This is a genomic window from Nocardioides sp. LMS-CY, from assembly GCF_018732145.1.
In the GTDB taxonomy this organism is placed as follows: Bacteria; Actinomycetota; Actinomycetes; order Propionibacteriales; family Nocardioidaceae; genus Nocardioides; species Nocardioides soli.
Window position 1 is genome coordinate 1,959,613 of sequence record NZ_CP076104.1, and the last position, 22,695, is coordinate 1,982,307.

The following is a 22,695-nucleotide window of genomic DNA, read 5'->3' on the forward strand; positions in this document are numbered from 1 at the left end:
GGGCCGGTGGCTGTGAGTGCACCGGGTCGGGCCCGGGTGGTCCTGGCCAAGCCGGGTCTGGACGGGCACGACCGAGGGGTCAAGGTCGTCGGCATGGCGCTGCGCGATGCCGGAGCCGAGGTCGTCTACCTCGGGCTGCACGTCAGCCCGGAGCAGGCGGTGGCGGCAGCGGTCGCGGAGGATGCCGACGTGATCGGCCTCTCCGTGCTCTCGGGGGTGCACCTCGCGGTCACCGAGGCCCTGGTCGCGGAGTGCCGGCGGGCCGGGCTCGACGACGTCAGCGTCGTCGTGGGGGGCACCATCCCGCCTCAGGACGTGCCGAAGCTGTTGGGCATCGGCGCCCGGGCGGTCTATCCCGTGGGGACGCCGCTGGGCGACGTCGTGAGCGGAGTCCTCGGGATCGTCGACGAGAAGAGGGGCGTTTCATGACCGACCTGTTCACCGACTCGGGTATCGAGCTCCGGCCGTTCTACGACGAGGACTCGGTGGGCTCGGATCTGCCCGACCGGCTGGGGGAGCCCGGGCACCCGCCCTTCACGCGGGGCGCCTACGAGTCGATGTACCGCGGCCGCCTCTGGTCGATGCGGCAGTACGCCGGGTACGGCTCCGCGGCCGACACGAACGCCCGGTACCGGTACCTGCTGTCCCAGGGACAGACCGCGCTCAGTGTCGCCTTCGACCTGCCCACGCAGCTGGGCTTCGACTCCACCGACGACCGGGTCGCGTCCGAGGTGGGCCGGGTCGGGGTGGCCATCGACACGGTCGAGGACATGGAGATGGTCTTCGACGGACTGCCGATCGACCAGCTCTCGGTGAACTTCACCATCAACGCGACCGCCCCCATCATCCTGGCGTTCTACCTCGTCGCCGCGGAGCGGCAGGGAGCCGCGATGGCCGACGTCGCGGGAACCCTGCAGAACGACATCCTCAAGGAGTTCCTGGCCCGCAAGACCTTCATCTTCCCGCCCGACCACTCGATCCGGCTGGTCGCCGACGTCGTCGAGTACGCCTCCGCCGAGCTGCCCCGCTTCAACGGGATCTCGATCACCGGGTACCACGCCCGCGAGGCCGGCTGCGACGCCATCCAGGAGGTCGGGCTGACCATGGCCTCGGCCGTCGCCTACTCCGAGGCGTTCCGCGCTCGTGGGCTGGACTTCGACTTCTTCGCGCCCCGGCTCTCGTTCCACTTCGCCAGCCAGCTCGACCTGTTCGAGGAGGCCGCCAAGGTGCGGGCGGCGCGTCGGATGTGGCACCGGATCGCGACCGAGCGGTTCGGGGCCACCAAGGAGGCCTCGGCGCGGCTGCGGTTCTTCTCCGGCTGCTCCGGGGCGACGCTCACCGCCCAGCAGCCGCTGAACAACGTGGTGCGGTCCACCCTGCAGTGCCTGGCGGCGGTGCTGGGCGGGGCGCAGTCGATCCACGTGATGGGGTACGACGAGGCGCTCGAGATCCCGACCGAGGAGTCGGTGCGGCTGGCGCTGCGGACCCAGCAGATCATCGCCCACGAGTCCGGCGTCGCGAAGGTGGTGGACCCGCTGGCCGGGTCGTACTTCGTGGAGTCCCTCACCGACACGCTCGAGGAGCGGGCCTGGGCGCTGGTCGAGGAGATCGACGCCGGCGGCGGCTACGTGTCGATGCTCGCGGAGGGCATCCCGCAGCGGTGGGTCGCCGAGGCGGCCTACCGGTACGAGCGCGACGTCGCGCAGGGCGCCAAGATCCGCGTGGGCGTCAACAAGTACGTCGAGGACGACGAGGTGGCCCCGCCCCTCTTCGAGATCGACGTGGAGGCGGCCGACCGGCAGCGCAGCACCCTGCGCCGCAGGCTGGCCGCACGCGACGAGAAGCCCGCCGCCGAGGCGCTGTCGGCGCTCCGCGAGGTGCTGAAGGGCGACGACAACGCGATGCCGGCGCTGCTGCACTGCGCCCGCTCGGGGTGCACGCTCGGCGAGATCGCCGACGAGATGCGCGCCGTCTTCGGCGAGTACCGGGAGCCCCAGGCGTGGTGACCGCATCCTCCGCACCCGCGCGCCCCCTCGAGGGGGTCCGCGTCGTCGACCTGACCAGGTTCGTGTCCGGCTCCTACGCGGCCATGCTGCTGGCCGGGCTGGGCGCCGACGTGGTCAAGGTCGAGGCCGAGCCGGACGGCGACCCGTACCGATCCCAGGGCACCGCCTTCGCCGGCGGCGAGAGCGCGCTCTTCCAGGCCCTGAACACGGGCAAGCGGAGCATCGTGCTGGACCTGAGGTCCGAGGCCGGCCGGGCGCAGCTCGACGCCCTGCTGGCGGACGCCGACGTGTTCATGGAGAACGGCCGTCCCGACTCGCTGGCCGGGATCGGCTTCGACGCCGCCTCGGTGCGGGAGCGGCACCCTCATCTCGTCTACGGCTCGATCTCGGGGTACGGGCAGACCGGTCCCGACTCCTCCCGGGGTGGCTTCGACCTGATCCTCCAGGCGGAGGGGGCGATCATGAGCGTGACCGGGTCCGAGGCCTCCGGCCCGGTCAAGGTCGGCGTACCCGTCCTCGACATCGGCAGCGCCATCTCCTGCGCGCTCGGGATCGTCAGCGCCCTCTACGCCCGCGGGCGCGGCGGCACCGGCGCCCACGTGAGCTCCTCGCTGCTGGAGTTCGCGCTCGCCTGCTTCACCAGCGTCGCGCCGGCGCTGTTCGTGGACGACGAGCTGCCGCAGCCGATGGGCAGCCACTCGCCGACCTTCGCGCCGTACGGCGCCTTCCGGGCCGGCAACGGTTCGCTGGTGGTCGCCGGCGCCGGCAGCGAGTCGCTCTGGCGGCGGTTCTGCGAGGTGCTCGGAGCCCCGGAGCTGCTCGTGGACGCGCGCTTCGCGACCAACGCCGACCGGGTCCGCCACCTCGACGACCTGGTCGCCGAGGTCGAGGACCGGCTGCTGCGGCGCGACGTGGCCGACTGGCTCGCCCGGTTCGCCGAGGCCGGGGTGCCGGCGGCGCAGGTCCGCGACCTCCGGCAGGCGATCGCCTCCCCGCAGGTGTCCCACCTCGGGCTGGTGCGCGACGAGGGCGAGGGCGAGCGTGCCTACCGGCACATCGGTCCTCCGCTGCGGGTCGACGGACCGTTGCGCTATCCCCGCCCCGCGCCGACCCTCGGCGAGCACAGCGCGGAGATCCGGGCCGGCCTGCGCCTCCTGGACGCCGTTCCCGCGCGGGAGGCCGGTAGCGATGAGTGACGCATTGTGGGAGTCCCTCGCGAGCCGGGTCCTGGAGCGGACGATCGAGCTGTGCCGGATCCCGGCGCCGCCACTCGACGAGCAGGACCGCGCCGACCGGGTGCTGGCCTGGTGGGCCGAGGACGGCCTGGCGGGCGTGGAGCAGGACGACGTCGGCAACGTCTGGGCCGACCTGCGCCCGGGCAGCGGGCCGGCACTCGTGATCGCCGCCCACCTCGACACCGTGTTCGCTCGCGACGTGGTCCATCGGACCGAGCGGATCGGCGGCCGGCTGGTGGGCCCCGGCGTCGGGGACGACACGGTCGCGGTGGCAGCGCTTTCGGCCCTGCACGCGGTGCTGCCGGAGCGGCTGCCGGTCCCGGTGCGGCTCGTCGCCACCGTCGGCGAGGAGGGCCTCGGCAACCTGCGCGGCGTCACCGCCGCCCTCGGCCGCGCGGACCGTCCGGTCGGCGCGCTGATCGCCCTGGAGGGCAACTACCTGGGGCGGGTCAACACGATCGGCGTCGGGTCGCACCGGATCGAGGTCTCCCTGACCGGTCCCGGCGGGCACGCCTGGGAGGACGCGCACCACCCGAGCGTGGTGCACGTGGGCGGCCGGATCATCGCCGACCTCGACGCCATGGCGAGGCCGGCGGGCCGGACCAGCGTCAACGTCGGCACCGTGGCCGGCGGCGAGTCGATCAACGCCCGGGCCCGCGCGCTGCGTCTCCAGCTGGACCTGCGAGCGGAGTCCCAGGACGACCTGGACCGGCTCGTGGCGACCGCGACGGAGCTGATCCGGGAGAACTGCGAGAGGCAGGGCGTGGCCTGTGCGCTCGACGTGATCGGCAGCCGGCCGGCGGGCAGCATCGAGCCCGACCACCCGCTCGTCGCCGCGGCCGTCGCGGGACTGGAGGCCGCGGGGGAGTCGGCCCGTCTCACGGCCGCCAGCACGGACGCCAACGCCGCCTACGCTCGGGGCATCCCGGCGGTCACGCTGGGGATCACCACCGGCGAGCTGACGCACACCGAGGCGGAATGGATCGACGTCGAGCCGATCGGGCGTGGGCTGCGCGCCCTGACCGAGACCATCGTCACCTACACACACCTGGAGGAATGATGTCCATCAAGAGCGGTGTCGCACTGCAGCCGGTCGACCCCCCCGAGGTCTTCGAGGGGATGGTCGACGACATCGAGGGCATGCGGTTCGAGGAGCTCTGGCTGACCGACTCCTCGCTGCACGCCCGGTACGTCTACGTCTACCTCGCGCTGGCGGCGCGCCGGACCAGCGGCCTCCAGCTCGGCACCGCCGTCACGAACCCGGTCAGCCGGCACCCCGCCGTCACCGCGACCGCCTTCGCCACCATCAACGAGCTGGCGGGCGGCCGCGCCGTGATGGGGATCGGCGCCGGGGACCGGCCGTTGCTCTCGCTCGGCGAGAAGCCGGCCAGGCTGGCCCGGCTCGAGGGGGCGATCGAGGCGATCCGCGAGATCTGGACCGGCAAGCACGTCGACTACGAGGGCGACGGGTTCTCCCTCGTGGACGCCCACATGCGCGAGCCGGGACCGACCTCGATGCCGGTCTACATGTCGGCGAGCGGTCCCAAGACGCTGCAGCTCGCGGGCCGGGTCGCCGACGGCGTGGTCCTCCTCGCGGGTCTCCACCCCGAGGGGCTGCAGTGGGCGATCGACCACATCGACCGCGGGGTGGAGGAGGCCGGCCGCAGCGCCCGCCCGAAGATCACCGTCTTCGCCTACGGCGCCATCGACGACGACACCGACGCGGCCCTCGATGCGGGCCGCACGATCGCCGCGTGGTTCCCCCAGACGGCGCCGGTGTACTGCGAGATGGCCGGCCTGTCGACCGACCTGATCCAGCAGGTCCGCTCCATGTACGAGGGCGGCGAGTTCCAGGAGGCGGCCGCCGCCGCTCGGCTCCTGCCCGACGACTTCGTCCACCGGATGGCGCTCGCCGGCGACCTCGACCGCGCGAAGGAGCACCTGCGCAACATGAGGGACCTGGGTGTCGACGGAGTGTCGGTGTTCCCGCTGGGGGAGGACCGGATGAAGACCGTGCGCAACTTCCGCAAGGCCTACGACGAGGTCATCGGTTCGTGACCGCCCTGCCCGAGGTCACGGTCGGCCGGGTCCTCGACCAGTGCCTGGCCACCGCCAGCGGCGAGGAGATCGTGCTGCTCGCCGACGAGGAGACCGACCCGATCGTGCTGGAGGCGCTCGTCCGCGGCCTCGAGGAGCGGCGCGCCATCCCGGTAGTGGCGCGGGTGCCGCGGTACGTCGTGCCGGGCAGCGAGCCCCCCGCGGCCGTGGCCGCGCTGCTCGCCTCGGCCGCCGGGGCGATCGAGCTCACCTCGACGTTCATCGGGTCGAGCGTGGCCCGCCAGCGGGCGACGGCCGCCGGCACGCGCTACCTCGCCATGCCCGGCGTGCGTGCCGACACGTTCCGGCTGTCCGGGCCCCTCGACGTGGACTTCGACGCGCTGCGCGGACTGACCGAGCACGTCGCCGCGGCCTGGGGCCGGGCGACGACGTACCGGCTCACGACTCCCGCGGGCACGGACCTGTCCGGCTCGGTGGAGAAGCGGCCGGGTCGCGCGCTGTTCGGCGTCGCCCGCGAGCTGGGGGAGTACATGGCACCGCCGGACGTCGAGGCGGGCACGGCCCCGGTCGAGGCGACCTCTCAGGGCGTGGTCGTCATCGACGCCGACTTCCTGTTCATGGGTCAGGGCCCGCTGGCCGGAGAGGTCGCGCTCCACTTCGAGGACGGGCGGCTGCGCGGCGTGGAGGGTGCCGAGGCCGGCCGGCTGACCGAGATGATCGAGCGCTGCGCCGACCCGCGGATGGACAACCTGGCCGAGGTCTCGGTCGGGCTGAACCCCAACGGCCGGGTGTGTGGCGTGCCGATGGAGACCGAGTCCACGCTCGGCAGCGCCCACATCGCGCTCGGCAACTCCATCGCGTACGGCGGCACCGTGGACGCCGTCGCCCATCTCGACTGCGTGATGCAGCACTCGACACTGGAGCTGGACGGCGAGGTTGTGATCAGCGACGGCGTACTTACGTCCGATACCAGATCCGATATGCACTAATCTGGACGGAGATTCTCGGCGGCGCGTGGGATGTGAATGAATGAGTACTGACAGCACAGGGGTTCAGCTGGAGCATCTCCAGTTGAAGGACCGGGTCTATCGCCATCTGCGCGACGGCATCATCGACGGTACCTACGACACCGGCGCCGCGCTGCGCGAGGTCGAGATCGCCTCCCGGCTGGGGGTCAGCAAGACGCCCGTGCGGGAGGCCTTCGTCCGGCTGGAGAAGGACCGGCTCGTGGAGCTGATCCCGTACCGCGGCGCGATCGTCGCCGGCTACTCCGCCGCCGACCTCGAGGAGATCTCGGAGATCCGGCAGCTGGTCGAGGGCGCCTGCGCGAGCTCCGCCGCGGCGAACGCCACCGACGAGGAGATCGCCGAGCTCGAGCGCAACATCCAGCAGTCGCAGGATGCCCTGGCGAAGGGGAAGGTCGCCCAGGTGGCGAAGCTCTTCGACACCTTCGACCAGCTGATCTACCGGCACTCCCGCAACAAGTGGCTCACCGAGCTGGTCGAGAACCTCGAGGGCCACCAGCGCCGGATCGGGCGCCTCACCGTGGCCATCCCGGGGCGCCTGGAGCGCTCGGTCGAGCAGCACGAGCAGATCGTGGAGGCGATCAAGGCCCGCAACGAGCGCCGGGCCGAGCGCGACATGCGCGCCCACGTCGCCAGCGTGATGTCGGACCGGCTCACGTCCTTCATCGCGGAGAACTGAGGCTCCCTGCCCCGACCGCCGGGCCGCCCGATCGGGCGGCCCGGCGGCGGCGTCATGGCCCCGGGCTCAGCCCTCGATGCGCGCCCGGGTGCGCAGGAAGGCCTCGTTGGCGTTCTTGAGGATCTCGTCCTCGTCGAGGGTGAGCAGGCGCCGGTCCTCCATCACCACCTCGCCGTCGATGATGCTGGTGTGCACGGCGCTGCCGTTCGCGCTGAACACCAGGTGGGAGTAGATGTGGGCCGGGTCGTTCGGCGCCAGCGGCAGGAACATCGGGTTGTGGGTGTCGATGAGGATGATGTCCGCCTTCTTCCCCGCGCTCAGCTCGCCGGTCTCGTGACCGAGTGCGGCGGCTCCGTTGCGGGTGGCCATCCGGACGACGTCGGGCGCCTGCTGCAGGCTGGCGTCGACCCGCGAGGCGCGGTGCATGAGCGAGGCGAACTTCATCACCTGGAACGGGTCGCGGCTGTTGTTGCACTCCGCCGCATCGTGTCCGAGACCCACGTTGATGCCCGCGTTGAGCATCTCGGGCAGCCGGGCGATGCCGTTGCCGAGCTTGGCGTTGGACGAGGGGTTGTGGGAGATCTGGGTGTTCGTCTCGCGCATCAGCGCGATCTCCCGGTCGGAGAGCCACACGCAGTGCGCGGCGATCACGTTGCGGCCCAGGAGCCCGGCGTCGTAGGCCACCTCGGTGGGCCGCATCCCGAACCGCTTCTTGCTGTCCTCGACCTCGGTGAGCGACTCGTTCAGGTGGATGTGGATGCCGGTCTGCAGCTCGTCCGCCAGGATCCGGGCGTCGCGCAGCAGCTCGGGGGAGGCCAGCGGCAGCCACTCGATGCCGACGTACACCTCCACGCGGCCGTTGCCGGCCCCGTGCACGGCGTCGTAGGCGTCCTTGTTGTCCTGCAGGCTGTCCAGGTCGTGCTCGGGGAGCGCGACGTCGTTGGACAGCACGGCCCGGATGCCGATGTCGACGGCGGCCCGGCCGAGGTCGGGCAGCCGCCGGTACATGTCGTTGACCGTGGTGACGCCGGACTTGATCGACTCGAGGTAGGAGCCGGCGGCGGCCCAGTAGGCGGCCTCGGCGTCCAGGTTGCGGATCAGGGGGTACCAGCAGGTGTCGAGGTACTCCCACAGCGGCAGGTGGTCGCTGAAGCCCTTCCCGATGGCCGTGTGGTAGTGCAGGTCGACGAAGCCCGGCATCACGACCTTGCCGCGGGCGTCGATCACCCGGTCGTCCGGGCCGGTCGGCCCGGCGTAGGCACCGGGTCCGACGGACTCGATCCGGTCGCCGGACACCACCACGTGTCCGTCGAAGACGACATCACCCGCATCGTTCATGGTCAGGACGGTGCCGCCGGTGATGATCATGCGCGCCATGGATGACTCCTCAACTCTCAGCTGTGTGATCGTGCCCAGAATTCCATTTAAGGTCTAAGATATGAGATACAAGGCTCCTTGTCTCCCCCTGGGGCAGACGGATGCGGACAGGCCGGAAGGAACGGGACCGTGGCACAGACACCGCTGCGAGGCAACGCACCTCAGTCGGAGGACCAGCTTCAGCACGTGCAGCTGCGGGACGTCGTCTACGAGCGGCTGAGGGACGGCATCATCACGGGGCGGCACGACGTCGGCAGCACGCTGCGCGAGCTCGAGATCGCCACCAGCCTCGGCGTGAGCAAGACGCCGGTGCGCGAGGCCTTCGCGAGGCTGGCCACCGACGGGCTGGTCCGGCTGGTGCCCTACCGCGGCGCGATCGTGACCGACTACCAGGCCGAGGACCTCCACGCCATCTCGGGGATCCGGCAGCTGGTCGAAGGGGCCTGCGCCGCGCTCGCGGCCCGGCACCGCACCGACGCCGACCTGACGGCGATGCGGGCCAACCTCCAGGCCGCCGACGAGGCCCTCGCCGCGGTCGACGTCGACCGGGTCCTCGTGCTGTTCCTCGAGCTCGACGACATACTCTACGGCTTCTCGCACAACTGGTGGCTCCAGGAGCTGGTCACCAAGCTGCGCGCCCACCAGCACCGGATCCTGCGGCTGACCGTGCGGATCCCCGGCCAGATGGCCGTGTCGGCCGCCCAGCACCACGAGATCGTCCGCGCGATCGCCGAGCAGGACGAGGAGGCGGCGGAGCTGCTGACCCGGGAGCACGTGGCCGGCGTGATGGCGGCGCACCACGAGGCCCTGTCGGCGAACTGAGGCGCATCCCGAACGCACGAGGGGCCCGGACGTCGTACGTCCGGGCCCCTCGTGCGTTGCTGGCGGGTGTCACCAGGTGAGCACGTTGCGTCCGTTCACCTCGCGCTTGCGCAGCCGCTCGATGCCGGTGCCGAACTCCTCGATCGGGTAGCGGGTGTCGATCTGGGCCCGCAGCTCGCCGCGCGCGCACATGGCGACGGCGGTCTCGAGGTCCTGACGGGCCGCCGCGACCGACCCGATCACCCGGGCCTCGGACAGGATCAGCTCAACCGGGTGCATCTGGAGCTCGTCGTCGGTGTAGCCGATGATCACGGCCGTCCCGCGCCGGGCCAGCCCGCGGACGCCGGCGAGCATGCTGGCCGTGGTGCCCACGAGCTCGAAGAAGTGGTCGGCGCCGCGACCGTCGGTGGCCTCCCGGATCCGGTCGGCGACGGCGTCGTAGCCGCGCTCGTCGAGCACGATGACCGAGCTCGCCCCGGCGTCCTTGGCGAGCGGGGTGCGCGCGTCGGAGTCCGCGATCGCGATCACCTGCGCGCCCGCCGCGACCGCGGCCTGCATGACCATCAGGCCGACGCCGCCGACCCCGTCGACGACCACCGTGTCACCGAACCGCACGTCGGCCAGCCGCAGCGCGTGCACGGCCGTCATCCCGCTGCAGCTGAGCAGGGCGGCGTCCTCGAAGGAGACGTTGTCGGGCAGCTTGACGCAGTTGGCGGCGGGCACCGGCACGATGTCGCGGAACGTCCCGTCGCTGCTGAAGCCGAGCTGGCCGACCGGGTCGGTGCAGACCTCCTCGCACCCGGTGCGGCACCAGTGGCAGGTGCCGCAGCCCACGAAGTTGTAGATCGCGACGCGGTCCCCGACGGCGACGTTCGTGACGCCCTCCGGCACGTACGTGACGACGCCGGCGCCCTCGTGCCCGAGGATGAACGGGTAGCCGGGCGGCTCGAGCATCCCGTCGAGGATGTGCAGCTCGGTGCCGCAGATCCCGGCCGCGCGGGACTCGACCAGGACCAGGTCTCCCCGCTCCGGCTCGGGCACCTCCGCGACCTCGTACGTACCGGCTTCCTGCATGACAACTGCCTTCATCGAGCCCCTCCTCGGGCGTATCGCGGTGACAGGGTTGGTGACGGGGTTGGTGACGGGGTTGGTGACGGTGGGAGAGTCACGGTCAGTCCAGGTTGACCCAGACCGTCTTGGTCTGGAGGTAGGAGTCGAGCGCCTCCTCGCCGAGCTCCTTGCCGAAGCCGCTCATCTTGAAGCCGCCGAAGGAGACCGCGGGGTCGAAGTAGCCGTAGGTGTTGACGTAGACCGTGCCGGCGTGGATGCCGGCGGCCATCCGGTGCGCACGCGCGATGTCCTTGGTCCAGACGCCCGAGCAGAGCCCGTACGACGTGTCGTTGGCGAGCTCGACGGCCTCCTCCTCGGAGCCGAACCGGCTCACCATCGCGACCGGGCCGAAGATCTCCTCGCGCATGATCCGCATGTCCGGCTTGACGTCGGCGAAGACGGTGGGGCGCACGAAGGTGCCCTGCTCCGGGAGCGGGGTGCTCGGGTCGGAGGCGAGGCGCGCCCCCTCCTCGATCCCGGACTGGATCATGGAGTTGACCCGGGTCTGCTGCTCCTCGCTGACCAGCGGGCCCATGGTCGTCTCGGGGTCGAGCCCCGACCCCAGTCGCACCTGCGCGACGCGGTCGACCAGTCGGGCGGTGAACTCGTCGGCGATCTCGTCCTGGACGTAGACCCGGGCACCGGCGATGCAGCACTGGCCCTGGTTGAAGAAGACCGCGCCGAAGGTGCCCTCGAGGGCGGCGTCGAGGTCCGCGTCGGCGAAGACGACGCTGGGCGACTTGCCGCCCAGCTCCAGGCTCACCTTCTTCATGTTGCCCCGGGCGGCCTCCATGATCTTCTGCCCGGTCGTGGTCTCGCCGGTGAAGGTGATCTTGTCGACGCCACTGTGCGACGCGAGCGGGGCGCCGGCCGTGGGCCCGTAGCCGGTGACGATGTTGACGACCCCGGGCGGGAAGCCGACCTCGTTGATCAGCTCGGCCAGCCGCAGTGCCGACAGGGGCGTCTGCTCCGCGGGCTTGAGGACGACGGTGTTGCCGGTGGCCAGGGCCGGCCCCAGCTTGTAGCCGCACATGAGCAGCGGGAAGTTCCAGGGGATGATCGCCCCGACCACGCCCACGGACTCGCGCCGCGTGTAGACGTGGAAGTTGGCCCCGCCCTGGGGGGTGATCGTCCGGCCCTCGAGCTTGCTCGCCCAGCCGGCGTAGTACTTGTACAGGCCGGCGCTGAGCGGCACGTCGACCATGCGCGACTCCGAGGTCGGCTTGCCGTTGTCGATCGCCTCGAGCTGGGCGAACTCCTCGGTGAGCTCCTCGATCCGCTGCCCCAGCCGCCACAGCAGCTCGGCGCGCTGCGCCGTGGGGAGCGCGCGCCAGCCGGGCAGGGCGGCCCGGGCCGCGGCGACCGCGTCGTCGACGTCGGCGGCCACCCCCGAGGGCACGGACGTGAGAACGCTCTGGGTGACGGGGTTCGTGACCGGGATCCGGTCCGATCCGTGGGAGCTGACGAACTCGCCGCCGATGAAGAGCCCGTGCTCCCTGTTGACGAAGGACGAGACGGACTCGAGCAGTGCAACCATGGCCTATCCCTCACACTTCATATATTGGATCTGAGATCACGATAGGAGGCGGTGGCGGCTGCGTCAATGACCAGTCCAGGGGGCGGCGGACCCCTTGCCGCCGCGATCCCGAGGCCGATAGGATCTGAGATCTGACATATAAAACGTCGTCCGTCAGGAGTGTTCCGCCGGTGATCATCGACGCACACACGCACATCCTCGGGCTCGCGGCCGATCCCGCGTTCACGGCCGAGTACGGCCGCGAGGGGTCGCTCTGCATCTATCGCGCCCAGGGCAAGCTGCCCAGCCATCGGATGCCGACCGAGGCCGAGTACGGCGCCTGCGGCCTCTCGCACGACGGGTTCCTCGAGATCGGGCCCAGCGAGATGATCGCCGGCCACCCCGGCTTCGACCGCATCGTGCTGCTGGCGATGTCGCCGCAGTTCCTCGACGGTCGGCTGATCGGGACCGTCGACAACCTCGGCGTCACCTCCGTGCCCGGCCCGCCGACGCCCGAGAAGTGCAACGACTACATCGCCGACGTACAGGGCCAGCACCCCGACACGTTCATCGGCTTCGCCTCGGTGAACCCCAACTACAAGGGGGTCAAGGCGGCGGTCGCCGAGCTCGAGCGCGCGGTCACCGAGCTGGGGCTCCAGGGCCTGAAGCTCTACCCGATGTACCAGCACTGGTCCCCGGCCGACCCGATCCTCTCCTTCCCCATCTTCGAGAAGGCCGCCGAGCTCGACATCCCGGTGCTGGTGCACCAGGCCGGGTCGACCCGCGTGGACGCCCGGATGGACTTCGCCCGCCCCGCCCTGCTCGACGACATCGGCAGGAACTTCCCCAGCGTGCGGCTGCTGATCGCCCACTGCGGCACGCCCTGGGTGGAGGAGGCGATGTTCATGTGCACCAAGCACCCCAACTTCTTCGCCGAGCTCAGCTACCACATCTCGACCGTCACCACCGAGGAGCTGTACCGGTGGCTGCTCCACCTCGAGCAGATGTTCGTCCCGCTCGAGAAGGTGGTCTTCGGCTCCGACTACCCGGGCTTCACCTACGACCCGGTGCAGCTGCGCGACAAGGTCCTGAGCGTCAACGAGGTGGCCCGCAAGCTCGACATGCCGGAGATTCCCCAGGCCAAGCTCGACGGGATCCTGGGCGACAACTTCGCCCGGATCATGCGCCTGATCGACTGACCCGCCGACTCGACCGTCCCGAGAAAGAGAGGCGCACATGAGTGAGCTGACCGCCGAGTGGCTCCGGAAGTCCTGCCCGCAGATCTGGGACTCGTTGCACGACCACCCGTTCCTGCGGGAGATGGCGACCGGGACGCTCAGTCTGGACCGGTTCCGGTTCTACCTGGAGCAGGACACGATGTACCTCCGCGAGTACGCCAAGTGCATGGCTCTCGGTGCCGCCCGGGCCGCCCGGGTGGACGAGGTCGCCTGGCTCCGGGACTCGCTGGACAACATCGTCGACAACGAGCTCCCGCGCAACGAGCAGCTGCTGCAGCGGGTCATCGACCTCGGGGCGGCCGACCGCGGCGGGTCGCGGGGGATGGCGCCGACCACGTTGGCGTACACGTCCTTCCTGACGGCCACGGCGTACCGCGGGGACGCGCTGGACGTGATGACGGTGATCCTGCCGTGCGCGATCAGCTACCGGGAGATCGCCCTGGAGCTGGTCGAGGTGATCGCGCCGGACTCGCTCTACACGGCCTGGATGGAGTTCTTCGTCGGCGACTTCTACGGCGAGCGGCTCCGGCAGATGCAGGCGAACTTCGCGGAGCTGGCGGCCCGGGCCGACGACAGCAGGCGCGGCTTCCTGCGGGAGCAGTTCGCGACCGCGAGCCGGCTGGAGGTCGCGTTCTGGGACATGGCCTACGGCTGCCGGCAGTGGCCGGATCTGGCGGTCCCGGCCGGCTGAGCCGCCCGCCACCGCGCGCACCCCGTCTACCCGAAGGAAGTCGATGCACTGGACGAACTGGTACCGCAACCAGCACTGCACTCCAGCGGAGGTCGTCGCGCCGGCGTCCGAGGCCGAGGTCGTCGAGGCCGTCGACCGGGCCCGGTCCCGAGGCCGGACACTGCGGCCCGCCGGGTCGGGACACTCCAACGTGCCGCTCGTCCTCACCGACGGCGTCGTGGTCGACCTGGCCGGCCTGTCCGGCCTGGTCGACGTCGACTGCGCGACCCATCGGGCGACGGTGCGTGCCGGCACCCGGATCTGCGACCTCGGCCCGCTCCTGTGGGAGCACGGGCTGAGCCTCACCAACCAGGGCGACATCGACGGCCAGCAGATCGCCGGCGCGATCGCCACCGGCACGCACGGCACCGGTCGAGACCTCGGCTCGCTGTCGAACGCGGTCGTGGGCGCGCGCGTGGTCCGTGCCGACGGGTCGGTCGCCGTCGTCGACTCCTCGACGCCCGAGTGGCTGCGCGCCACCCGCACGTCGCTCGGTGCGCTCGGGGTGGTCACCGAGCTGACCCTGCAGGTCTCGCCGGCCTACTCGCTCGCGGCCCGGCTCGAGCCGGCCAGCTGGGCGGAGCTGCTCGACAGCTGGTCCGAGCGCCTCGACGGGCACCGGCACTTCCTCTTCTACTGGTTCCCCACCGCCGCCGCGGCGAGTGCGTGGTTCGACTACGACCCGCCGCTCGGCGCGGACACCGTGCTGGTCAAGACGATGGACCCGCTGCCGGCGGACGCCCCCAGGAGCGACGGCACGCCCCGGGTGGGCCGCGCCTACCATGTCTTCGCCGACCCGTCCGAGCCGACGTTCCACGAGCTCGAGTTCATGGTGCCGGTCGAGCGCGCCGAGGAGGCGCTCGGCGAGCTCCGCGCGATGCTGCTCGCGCGGCATCCGGAGCACCCGCTCCCGCTGGAGGTGCGCTTCATCGCGGCCGACGACTCCTACCTCAGCCCGTTCTCGGCGCGGGCCTCGTGCTCGATCTCGGTCTCCGGGGTGATGGGGGAGGACAACGCGGCGCTCTTCCGCGACTGCGAGCGGATCTTCGCGCAGTTCGACGGGCGCCCGCACTGGGGGAAGTGGCACCCGTACGACGCCGCCGACCTGGCCGCCCTGTACCCCGGCCTGTCCGCGTTCCGCGAGGTGCGCGCCGAGCTCGATCCCGGCCACCTCTTCACCAACCCCTATCTCGGCGGCCTGCTGGACGGCATGCCGCGCGAAGGAGACCGATGAGCGACCACGCAGACCCGTTCCTCAACCTCATCGACGGGCAGCGGGTCGAGGCCGCGTCGGGTGCGGTGCGCGAGGTGACCGACCCGTCGACCGGCACCACCTTCGCCGTGGCACCCGACTCGGGCCGCGGCGACGTCGACCGGGCGGTGGCCGCCGCACGCCGGGCCGCGGAGGGCTGGGCGGACACCACCCCGGCCGCCCGTGCGGAGCACCTGCTCGCGCTGGCCGACGCGGTGGCGGAGCACCGGTCGCTGTTCGTCTCCGACGACTCCCGCAACGCCGGCAAGCCGATCGAGTCGGTCGGCGACGAGGTCGACGGCGGCGTCGACAGCCTGCGGTACTTCGCCGGTGCGGCCCGCGTCGTGGAGGGGAAGGCGGCGGGGGAGTACCTGACGGGCTACACCTCGATGCTGCGGCGCGAGCCGATCGGCGTGGTCGGTCAGATCGCGCCCTGGAACTACCCGCTGATGATGGCTCTCTGGAAGATCGGCCCGGCCCTCGCGGCGGGGAACACCGTGGTGCTCAAGCCGGCGCCGCTCACGCCGGTGTCCACGCTGCGGCTGGCCGCCCTCGCGGCGGAGGTGCTACCCCCCGGCGTCCTGAACGCGGTGGCGGGCGGCGACGAGGTCGGCGCCGCGGTCGTCGGGCATCCCGGCGTCGACATGGTCTCGCTGACCGGGTCGGTCGCCACCGGCAAGGCCATCGCCCGCACGGCGGCGGACTCGCTCAAGCGCGTCCACCTCGAGCTCGGCGGCAAGGCCCCGGTCGTCGTCTTCGACGACGCGGACGTCACGGCCGCCGCCGGTGCGATCGCTGCCGGCGGCTTCTGGAACGCCGGCCAGGACTGCACCGCCGCCACCCGAGTGCTGGCGACCCCGAAGGCGTACGACGAGCTGGTCGCGGCCGTCGCGGACGCGGCCGGGAAGCTCGTGGTCGGTGACACCAGCGACCCGGCGACGACGCTCGGGCCGCTGATCAGCGGGGCCCAGCGCGACCGCGTGGCCGCGCTCGTGGACGGCCGCTCGCCGCGGACCGAGGTCGTCACCGGCGGCGCCGCCGTCGACCGGGCCGGCTACTACTTCCAGCCGACCGTGATCACCGGCGCCGAGCAGGGCGACGACCTGATCCAACAGGAGATCTTCGGGCCGGTGGTGACCGTGCAACGGGTCGCCGACGAGGAGGCGGCCGTCCACGCGGCCAACGGCACGCCGTACGGGCTGGTCGCCTCGGTGTGGACCCGGGACGTCGCCCGCGCGATGCGGATGTCCAAGGCCCTGCAGTTCGGCACGGTGTGGGTCAACGACCACTTCCCGGTCACCCCCGAGATGCCCTTCGGTGGCTACAAGCAGTCGGGCTACGGCAAGGACCTGTCCAGCTACGCGCTCGAGGAGTACACGAACGTGAAGCACGTGATGGTCAGCCTGCGCTGACCGGGCTCGTCCGTCATCAGCCGGTGAGAGTCCGGTGTCAGGGCTCAGATCCCAGATCCCAGAACCCAGAACTCAGAACCCAGAACCCAGATCCCAGAACTCAGAACGGAGTGCCGTGCTCAAGCGGATCCATCACGTCGCCTTCGCCGAGGAGAGTGGCGCCGCCGTCGTGCGGCGGCTCCAGGAGATCTTCGGGCTCGAGGTCGAGAGCGAGGAGGCGGCGCCCGGCTTCGTCGAACGCATGCTCCCGGTCGGTGACTGCTGGCTCCAGGCGCTGGAGGCGACCGACGACGGCGTGGTGCGGAGGTCGATCGCGACCCGCGGACCCGGTCTGCACCACGTGGCCTTCGAGGTCGAGGACCTGCCCGCCGTCCTCGACCGGATGGCGCGCCACGGGGTCGAGCTGATCGACCGCGAGCCCCGGATCGGTGGCGGGGGCCACCGGATCGCGTTCGCCCATCCGCGCTCGTTCGGCGGGGTGCTGGTCGAGCTGGTGGAGACCTCGAGCGAGCCCGACCGATGACGCGACCCGACCTGCGCGTCGAGCACGACCTGATCGGCGAGCTCGAGATCCCCGCCGGGGCCTACTGGGGCATCAACACGGCCCGGGCGCTGCAGAACTTCGACATCACCGGCACCCCGATCGCGGCGCACCCGGCGCTGATCGAGTCGCTGGCCGGCGTCAAGCAGGCCGCGGCGATGGCCAACCGGGACCTGGGCCTGCTGGACGAGCAGGTGGCGGACGCCGTCATCGCCGCGTGCCTCGAGATCCGGCAGGGGCGGCTGCGGGACTCCTTCGTCGTCGACGTACTCCAGGGCGGTGCGGGGACGTCGACCAACATGAACGCCAACGAGGTCATCGCCAACCGGGCTCTGGAGCTGCTCGGCGAGCCGCGGGGCAGCTACGCCGTGGTCCATCCCAACGAGCACGTGAACCTGGGACAGTCCACCAACGACGTCTATCCGACCGCGCTGCGGCTCGGGCTGCGGCTCGCCGTGCACGACCTCGTGGTGCGGATCGAGGCACTGGCGACGTCGTTCGAGCGGAGGGCCGACGACATCGGCGACGTGCTGAAGCTCGGTCGCACGCAGCTCCAGGACGCCGTGCCGATGACCGTCGGCCAGGAGTTCCGGGCGTTCGCGGCGACGCTGCGGGAGGACCGCGCGCGCATCGACGAGGTGGTCCCGCACCTGCTCGAGGTCAATCTCGGCGGGACGGCCATCGGCACCGGCCTGAACGCGCACCACGACTACCGCGACCTGGTGCGCCACTACCTGGCGAGGATCACCGGGCTGCCGGTGCGCACCGCTCCGGACCTGATCGAGGCGACCCAGGACTGCGGCGTCTTCGTGCTGCTCTCGTCGATGCTCAAGCGGTACGCCGTCAAGCTCTCCAAGATCTGCAACGACCTGCGGCTGCTGGCCTCGGGGCCCCGAGGGGGCTTCCACGAGCTGAACCTCCCGGAGCGTCAGGCCGGGTCGAGCATCATGCCCGGCAAGGTGAACCCGGTGATCCCCGAGCTGGTCAACCAGGTGGCCTTCGAGGTGATCGGCAACGACCTCACCGTCACGATGGCGGCGGAGGCCGGTCAGCTCCAGCTCAACGCGTTCGAGCCGGTGATCGGGCACACGCTGTTCCGGAGCATCGACCGGCTCGGCCGGGCGTCCACCGCCCTGGCGACGCGCTGCGTCGACGGCATCACGGTCAACGAGGTGCACCTGCGCGCCCAGGTCGAGAGCAGCATCGGACTGGTCACCGCGCTGAGCCCGATGATCGGGTACGAACGCGCCACCGAGGCGGCCCGGCTGGCGCTGGCCTCGGACCGGGGCGTGCTCGAGGTCGTCGTGGCCGAGGGCTGGCTCAGCGCGGCCGAGGCCGACGCGGCGGTGACGCCCACGGCGCTGGGCGTGCCGACGAGGGGCCGGCGCTGAGGTTCGACCCTCCCGGACATCGACGGGTGGTGCGCAAAATGACGAGTTCTCGCCATTGACGTGCCCAGCCGTTGACAGGCACCGGGCGTCGCACTCTGATGAAGGGGCACGCTCGAGCCGTCGGCGAACCGGCCGATGCGGGGCGCGAACCGTGTGATGGTCATGACTGACGTCGTCATCCAGATCAGCCCTGAGATCGGTCGCCGGGAAGCGACGACGGTGCTCACGCAGCTGGTCGGTGCCCCGGTGGGGGCGCTCTTCCCCGGGACCGACGATCCCGAGATGCAGTCCTGGCTGCACGTCGCACTGCCCTCCGACCGCGACGCCGACGAAGTCGTCCGCGAACTCGTCGGCCATCGGTACGTCGAGTCCGCCTACGTCAAGCCACCCGAATCGGTGCCGTGACCCGGTGCCGTGACCCAAGGAGAGGTGAACCATGGCAGACAGGGGTAGCGCACGACTGAACGAAGACGGCCCGTTGGCCGAAGGCCGCCGAGAGCTGGTCTGCTTCACGGCAGCGGGCTCCGGCGTCGAGATCACGGCGTCGTACGCCACGGCAACGTCGAACAGCCCGGTCGGGCCGCTCGCGGAGCTCGCGGCCGCGCCGGACGTCGTCTTCCAACCGATCTTCGGCTCCGCCGAACGACTGCGGTCCGACAGCCAGCACCCGGCGGCCGCCGGCATGGCGGCGCCCGAGATGGGCGAGCTGGTCGACAGGATGGGTCGCTGCTACCAGGTGGCGGCGCCCGACGACCGGCTCGAGGCACTGGCCGAGCAGCTCAACGCCATGGGCGTCGTCGAGAGCGCCTACGTGAAGCCGGCGGCGGCGCTCGCCCAGACGCGCACGACGACGTCGAGCCGCCGCGGCACCCGACCGGCGAAGAAGGCCGTCGCCGCGCGGGCGCAGTCCGCCCGGGCCGAGGCGCCCTACGAGGAGGCGAGCACGGACGGCCTCGGGGTCAACGACATGCAGCCGCTCCCCATGGACTCGCCCCCGGTGTCGCCGTCGTTCGAGACCAGACAGGGCTACCTGGGCGCCGCCCCGGGCGGCATCGACGCACGCCATGCCTGGACCGTCTCCGGAGGCCGAGGCGCGGGCGTGCAGGTGATCGACTGTGAGTGGGGTTGGCGCTTCACGCACGAGGATCTGCGCACCAACCAGGGCGGGGTCGTCGTCGGCACGGGCTCGACCGACACCAACCACGGCACGGCGGTGCTCGGCGAGATCAGCGGCGACGTGAACAGCTTCGGGGTCACCGGGATCGCACCCGACGCCGTCGTCTACGGCGCGGCGTTCTCGATGCCCACCGCGCAGGCCATCCAGCAGGCCGCGGACCGGGTGTCCGCCGGTGACATCCTCCTGCTGGAGATCCACCGGGCAGGCCCCGATGCGAGCGGTGCCGGCCAGGACGGGTACATCGCGGTCGAGTGGTGGCCCGACGACTACCTGGCCATCCGCTACGCCGTCAACCGCGGCGTGGTCGTGGTCGAGGCCGCCGGCAACGGCGCTCGCGACCTGGACAACGCCGTCTACGACACCGGGTCGGCCGGCTTCCCGACGTGGTGGGTCAACCCCTTCCGCCGGACGACACTGGACTCCGGTGCCGTCGTCGTCGGGGCCGGAGCGCCACCGCCGGGCACCCACGGGCGGGACCACGGCCCGGACCGGTCCCGGCTCGACTTCTCCAACTACGGGGCGTGCGTCGACGCGCAGGGCTGGGGACGGGAGGTGACCTCGACCGGGTACGGCGACCTGCAGGGTGGCGCCTCGCAGGATCTCTGGTACACCGACATGTTCAGCGGTACGTCGAGCGCCTCGCCGATCGTGGTCGGTGCCCTCGCGTGCGTGCAGGGCACGCTGCGCGCCGCGGGCCGGATCCCGTTGTCGCCCGGTCGGGCCCGGCAGCTGCTGCGCGCGGGCGGATCGCCGCAGCAGGACGCGCCGGGGCGCCCGAGCACGCAGCGGATCGGCAGCCGTCCGGACCTGCGCCAGCTGATCCCGATGGCACTCGAGCAGCGCAGCTGGTTCGGAGTCCAGTTCCGGGGCCGGCTCGAGGCCGACCAGACCCAGCGCTGGTTCACCTTCAACTGGCCGGCGCACTGGCATGTGGAGTGGTCGGTGGTGCCCACCAACCCGCGGGGAGGCGGCCCCACCGTCGAGTGGACGGTCCGCACCGAGCGCCCGTCCGACTACTACGTGACGTACTGGATCGACATCAAGAACCTGCGCGCGGAGCAGACCTCCTTCGAGGTCCGCTACGCCGTGCTGGGTTGGTAGGAGGGAGAACGATGAAGCTCGTGATCCAGATCAGCGACGACGCTGCTGACGCCACGACCACTGGCACGACCACTGGCACGACCACCGAGGAGACCGCTGCCGCGCAGGGCGGGAGCGGCACGCCCGACGGCCTCCCGGAGCTCGAGGCCAGGAACGGCGGGCCGGTCCCGGAGATCCTGCTCAGCATGGAGAGCGAGGTCGCGGCGGGGCTGCGCTCCGCGCCGCACCTGTCCTGACGCCCATGGGTGCCGCCCGCCGCGCCGGCGGGAGCGGCGGCAGTCGCCTGTGACAGTGGGCCCGCGGCCCGCTGTCACAGGCGGTCGTCGGCCCCGGCGTCGGCCGCCTCCCGGTCCCGGAGCACGTTGCGGCGGATCTTCCCGGTCTGCGTCTTCGGCAGGTCCGACACGACGTGGACCACCCGGGGGCACTTGTAGGCCGCGAGCCGCTCGCGGGCGAACGCGATCAGCTCCTCCGGTGTCGCGGTCGTCCCCGCCTTCAACGACACGAAGGCCGTGACGGCCTCGCCGCGGTAGTCGTCCGGCACGCCCACGACCGCGGCCTCGTGCACCGCGGGGTGGGCGTACAGGGTGTCCTCGACCTCACGGGGCCAGACCTTGTAGCCGGAGGTGTTGATCTGGTCCTTCAGGCGGTCGACCAGGTAGACCCAGCCCGCCTCGTCCATGATCGCTCCGTCGCCGGTGTGCAACCAGCCGTCGGGGATGGTCGCGGCGGTGGCCTCCGGCCGGTGCCAGTAGCCCGGCACCACCTGCGGTCCGCGGAGCACCAGCTCACCCTGCGCACCGGGCGGGACCGGTCGGTCCGAGGCGTCCACCACCTGCGCGTCGAGGCCCGGCAGCGGCACCCCCACCGACAGCGTCCCGCTCGCCTCGTCGACCGGCGCCTCGACGCCGAGCGGCACGGCGATCACGCCCGAGCTCGTCTCGGTCATGCCGTAGATGTTGTGGATGTAGACGCCGAAGCGATCGCGGAACCGATCGACGGTCGACGGTGGGATCGGTGCGCCGCCGCTGTAGACGGACCGCAGCGAGGCGAAGTGCTCCCGGGTGGCCTGCGGCAGCTGGTCGATGGCGTTGAAGGCGGTGATCGATCCGATCGTGAAGGTCACGCCGTGCTCGACGAACGCGTCGATCGCCACCTCGGGGTTGAAGCGGTTCGTCATCACCAGGACGGCGTCGTGCAGCAGCGCGATCGTCGCGTTGATGACCGCGCCGGTGATGTGGAACAGCGGCGCCATCGCGAAGACGGCGTCCCCGGGCCGGAGCTCGATCCAAGCGGCGTACGTCGTGGTCACCGCCAGCAGGTTGCCGTGGGTGTTCATCGCACCCTTGGGCGGGCCGGTCGTGCCCGACGTATAGGTCAGCAGTGCCACCTCGTCGCGTGTCGGAGCCAGCGGGGCCGGCCGAACGCCGCGGAACTCGTCGATGAGCTCCTCCAGGTCGTACTCCGCCGGCGTGAGGCGCCGCGCCTCCGCGCCGAAGACCCGCGGGTCGTTGCGGGTCTGGAAGGCCAGGGGAGTGGTGCTGACCATCCACTGCACCGTGCTGCCGACCAGCGTCTCGGCGGTCGCCGGCACGTCCGCGTCCGTGCAGACGATGCCGACGGCCGCCGCGTCGTCGATCAGCCGGCGCAGCTCCTGGCCGCGGTACATGGGGTTGAGCACCAGGGCGGTCGCCCCGAGCTTCCACAGGGCGAGCAGGGACAGGGCGAACTGGGGGATGTTCTGCAGGTAGATGCCGACCCGGTCCCCGCGCTGGGTGCCGAGCGAGCGATAGGCCGCCGCGAGGGCGTCGGTGACCTCGTCGACCTCCCGCACGGTCATCGTGGCGTCGAAGTAGGCGATCGCCACGGCCTCGGGCTCGCGCGCCACGCGCGCTCGCCATGCCTCGACCAGCGACGTGTGGCGGGCGAGGTCGGTCCCGGCCACCGCGTCGGTGTAGAACGCGGTCCACCGTCTGTTCTCCATTCGGCACCTCCTGTGGGTGGGACGGTCGGTGGGGACCGTCG

The 22,695-nt window shown here is 71.5% G+C and carries 21 protein-coding genes; 17 read left to right on the plus strand and 4 right to left on the minus strand.

The window, feature by feature from the left end; translation table 11 throughout:
* The first annotated feature begins 6 nt into the window (after window positions 1-6).
* From KM427_RS09465 to KM427_RS09495, 7 genes are read left to right on the plus strand one after another with little or no spacing between them, the layout of a single operon-like run.
* Complete coding sequence (locus KM427_RS09465; protein WP_183590661.1) at window positions 7-429, plus strand: cobalamin-dependent protein; 423 nt, start codon at window positions 7-9, stop codon at window positions 427-429.
* A complete protein-coding gene (locus KM427_RS09470; protein WP_215527037.1) occupies window positions 426-2,006 on the plus strand; it encodes an acyl-CoA mutase large subunit family protein in 1,581 nt (526 codons plus the stop codon). The genes KM427_RS09465 and KM427_RS09470 overlap by 4 nt, the downstream gene beginning before the upstream one ends.
* Window positions 2,003-3,202: a CaiB/BaiF CoA transferase family protein gene (locus KM427_RS09475; protein ID WP_215527038.1), complete on the plus strand. Its 1,200-nt coding sequence runs from the start codon at window positions 2,003-2,005 to the stop codon at window positions 3,200-3,202. The genes KM427_RS09470 and KM427_RS09475 overlap by 4 nt, the downstream gene beginning before the upstream one ends.
* A complete protein-coding gene (locus KM427_RS09480) occupies window positions 3,195-4,301 on the plus strand; it encodes a M20/M25/M40 family metallo-hydrolase (protein WP_215527039.1) in 1,107 nt (368 codons plus the stop codon). Before KM427_RS09475 ends, KM427_RS09480 begins: the two co-directional genes overlap by 8 nt.
* Window positions 4,301-5,299: an LLM class flavin-dependent oxidoreductase gene (locus tag KM427_RS09485; protein ID WP_183590657.1), complete on the plus strand. Its 999-nt coding sequence runs from the start codon at window positions 4,301-4,303 to the stop codon at window positions 5,297-5,299. Before KM427_RS09480 ends, KM427_RS09485 begins: the two co-directional genes overlap by 1 nt.
* Entirely contained in the window at window positions 5,296-6,288 is a 993-nt protein-coding gene (locus KM427_RS09490) for a 2,5-dihydroxypyridine 5,6-dioxygenase NicX family protein (RefSeq protein WP_215527040.1), read from the plus strand. The genes KM427_RS09485 and KM427_RS09490 overlap by 4 nt, the downstream gene beginning before the upstream one ends.
* A 40-nt stretch (window positions 6,289-6,328) precedes the next feature.
* A complete protein-coding gene (locus KM427_RS09495) occupies window positions 6,329-7,003 on the plus strand; it encodes a GntR family transcriptional regulator (protein WP_183590655.1) in 675 nt (224 codons plus the stop codon).
* A gap of 66 nt (window positions 7,004-7,069) precedes the next feature.
* On the opposite strand, the gene KM427_RS09500 is transcribed toward KM427_RS09495, so the two are convergent.
* On the minus strand, window positions 7,070-8,380 hold the full coding sequence (locus tag KM427_RS09500) for an amidohydrolase family protein (RefSeq protein ID WP_183590654.1): 1,311 nt from the start codon (window positions 8,378-8,380) through the stop codon (window positions 7,070-7,072).
* Window positions 8,381-8,509: 129 nt separating this feature from the next.
* Between KM427_RS09500 and KM427_RS09505 the strand changes: the two genes are divergently transcribed.
* On the plus strand, window positions 8,510-9,202 hold the full coding sequence (locus KM427_RS09505) for a GntR family transcriptional regulator (RefSeq protein WP_215527041.1): 693 nt from the start codon (window positions 8,510-8,512) through the stop codon (window positions 9,200-9,202).
* A 69-nt stretch (window positions 9,203-9,271) separates the two neighbouring features.
* Here KM427_RS09505 and KM427_RS09510 read toward each other — a convergent pair whose 3' ends face one another.
* Window positions 9,272-10,291: an alcohol dehydrogenase catalytic domain-containing protein gene (locus KM427_RS09510; protein WP_183590652.1), complete on the minus strand. Its 1,020-nt coding sequence runs from the start codon at window positions 10,289-10,291 to the stop codon at window positions 9,272-9,274.
* An 82-nt stretch (window positions 10,292-10,373) separates the two neighbouring features.
* The gene (locus KM427_RS09515; RefSeq protein WP_183590651.1) at window positions 10,374-11,849 is read right to left on the minus strand and encodes an aldehyde dehydrogenase family protein; all 1,476 of its coding nucleotides are present in this window, start codon (window positions 11,847-11,849) and stop codon (window positions 10,374-10,376) included.
* A gap of 170 nt (window positions 11,850-12,019) precedes the next feature.
* Here KM427_RS09515 and KM427_RS09520 point away from each other — a divergent pair, with 170 nt between their 5' ends.
* From KM427_RS09520 to KM427_RS09560, 9 genes are all read left to right on the plus strand, one after another.
* Window positions 12,020-13,027: an amidohydrolase family protein gene (locus KM427_RS09520; RefSeq protein WP_215527042.1), complete on the plus strand. Its 1,008-nt coding sequence runs from the start codon at window positions 12,020-12,022 to the stop codon at window positions 13,025-13,027.
* Window positions 13,028-13,064: 37 nt separating this feature from the next.
* Window positions 13,065-13,757 carry a thiaminase II gene (tenA, locus tag KM427_RS09525; protein WP_215527043.1) on the plus strand — a complete coding sequence of 231 codons (693 nt, stop codon included), beginning with the start codon at window positions 13,065-13,067 and terminating at the stop codon, window positions 13,755-13,757.
* A gap of 43 nt (window positions 13,758-13,800) precedes the next feature.
* Complete coding sequence (locus KM427_RS09530; protein ID WP_215527044.1) at window positions 13,801-15,030, plus strand: D-arabinono-1,4-lactone oxidase; 1,230 nt, start codon at window positions 13,801-13,803, stop codon at window positions 15,028-15,030.
* Complete coding sequence (locus KM427_RS09535) at window positions 15,027-16,460, plus strand: aminobutyraldehyde dehydrogenase (RefSeq protein WP_215527045.1); 1,434 nt, start codon at window positions 15,027-15,029, stop codon at window positions 16,458-16,460. The genes KM427_RS09530 and KM427_RS09535 overlap by 4 nt, the downstream gene beginning before the upstream one ends.
* A 115-nt stretch (window positions 16,461-16,575) precedes the next feature.
* Complete coding sequence (locus KM427_RS09540) at window positions 16,576-16,983, plus strand: VOC family protein (RefSeq protein WP_215527046.1); 408 nt, start codon at window positions 16,576-16,578, stop codon at window positions 16,981-16,983.
* Entirely contained in the window at window positions 16,980-18,392 is a 1,413-nt protein-coding gene (locus KM427_RS09545) for an aspartate ammonia-lyase (protein ID WP_215527047.1), read from the plus strand. The genes KM427_RS09540 and KM427_RS09545 overlap by 4 nt, the downstream gene beginning before the upstream one ends.
* A gap of 162 nt (window positions 18,393-18,554) precedes the next feature.
* Entirely contained in the window at window positions 18,555-18,797 is a 243-nt protein-coding gene (locus KM427_RS09550; protein ID WP_183590644.1) for a hypothetical protein, read from the plus strand.
* 31 nt (window positions 18,798-18,828) lie between these two features.
* Entirely contained in the window at window positions 18,829-20,670 is a 1,842-nt protein-coding gene (locus KM427_RS09555) for a S8 family peptidase (RefSeq protein ID WP_252275225.1), read from the plus strand.
* A gap of 11 nt (window positions 20,671-20,681) precedes the next feature.
* Window positions 20,682-20,906 carry a hypothetical protein gene (locus tag KM427_RS09560; RefSeq protein WP_183590642.1) on the plus strand — a complete coding sequence of 75 codons (225 nt, stop codon included), beginning with the start codon at window positions 20,682-20,684 and terminating at the stop codon, window positions 20,904-20,906.
* 74 nt (window positions 20,907-20,980) lie between these two features.
* Here the strand turns inward: KM427_RS09560 and KM427_RS09565 are convergent, their stop codons facing one another.
* Entirely contained in the window at window positions 20,981-22,654 is a 1,674-nt protein-coding gene (locus KM427_RS09565; protein ID WP_183590641.1) for a class I adenylate-forming enzyme family protein, read from the minus strand.
* Window positions 22,655-22,695 lie beyond the last annotated feature (41 nt).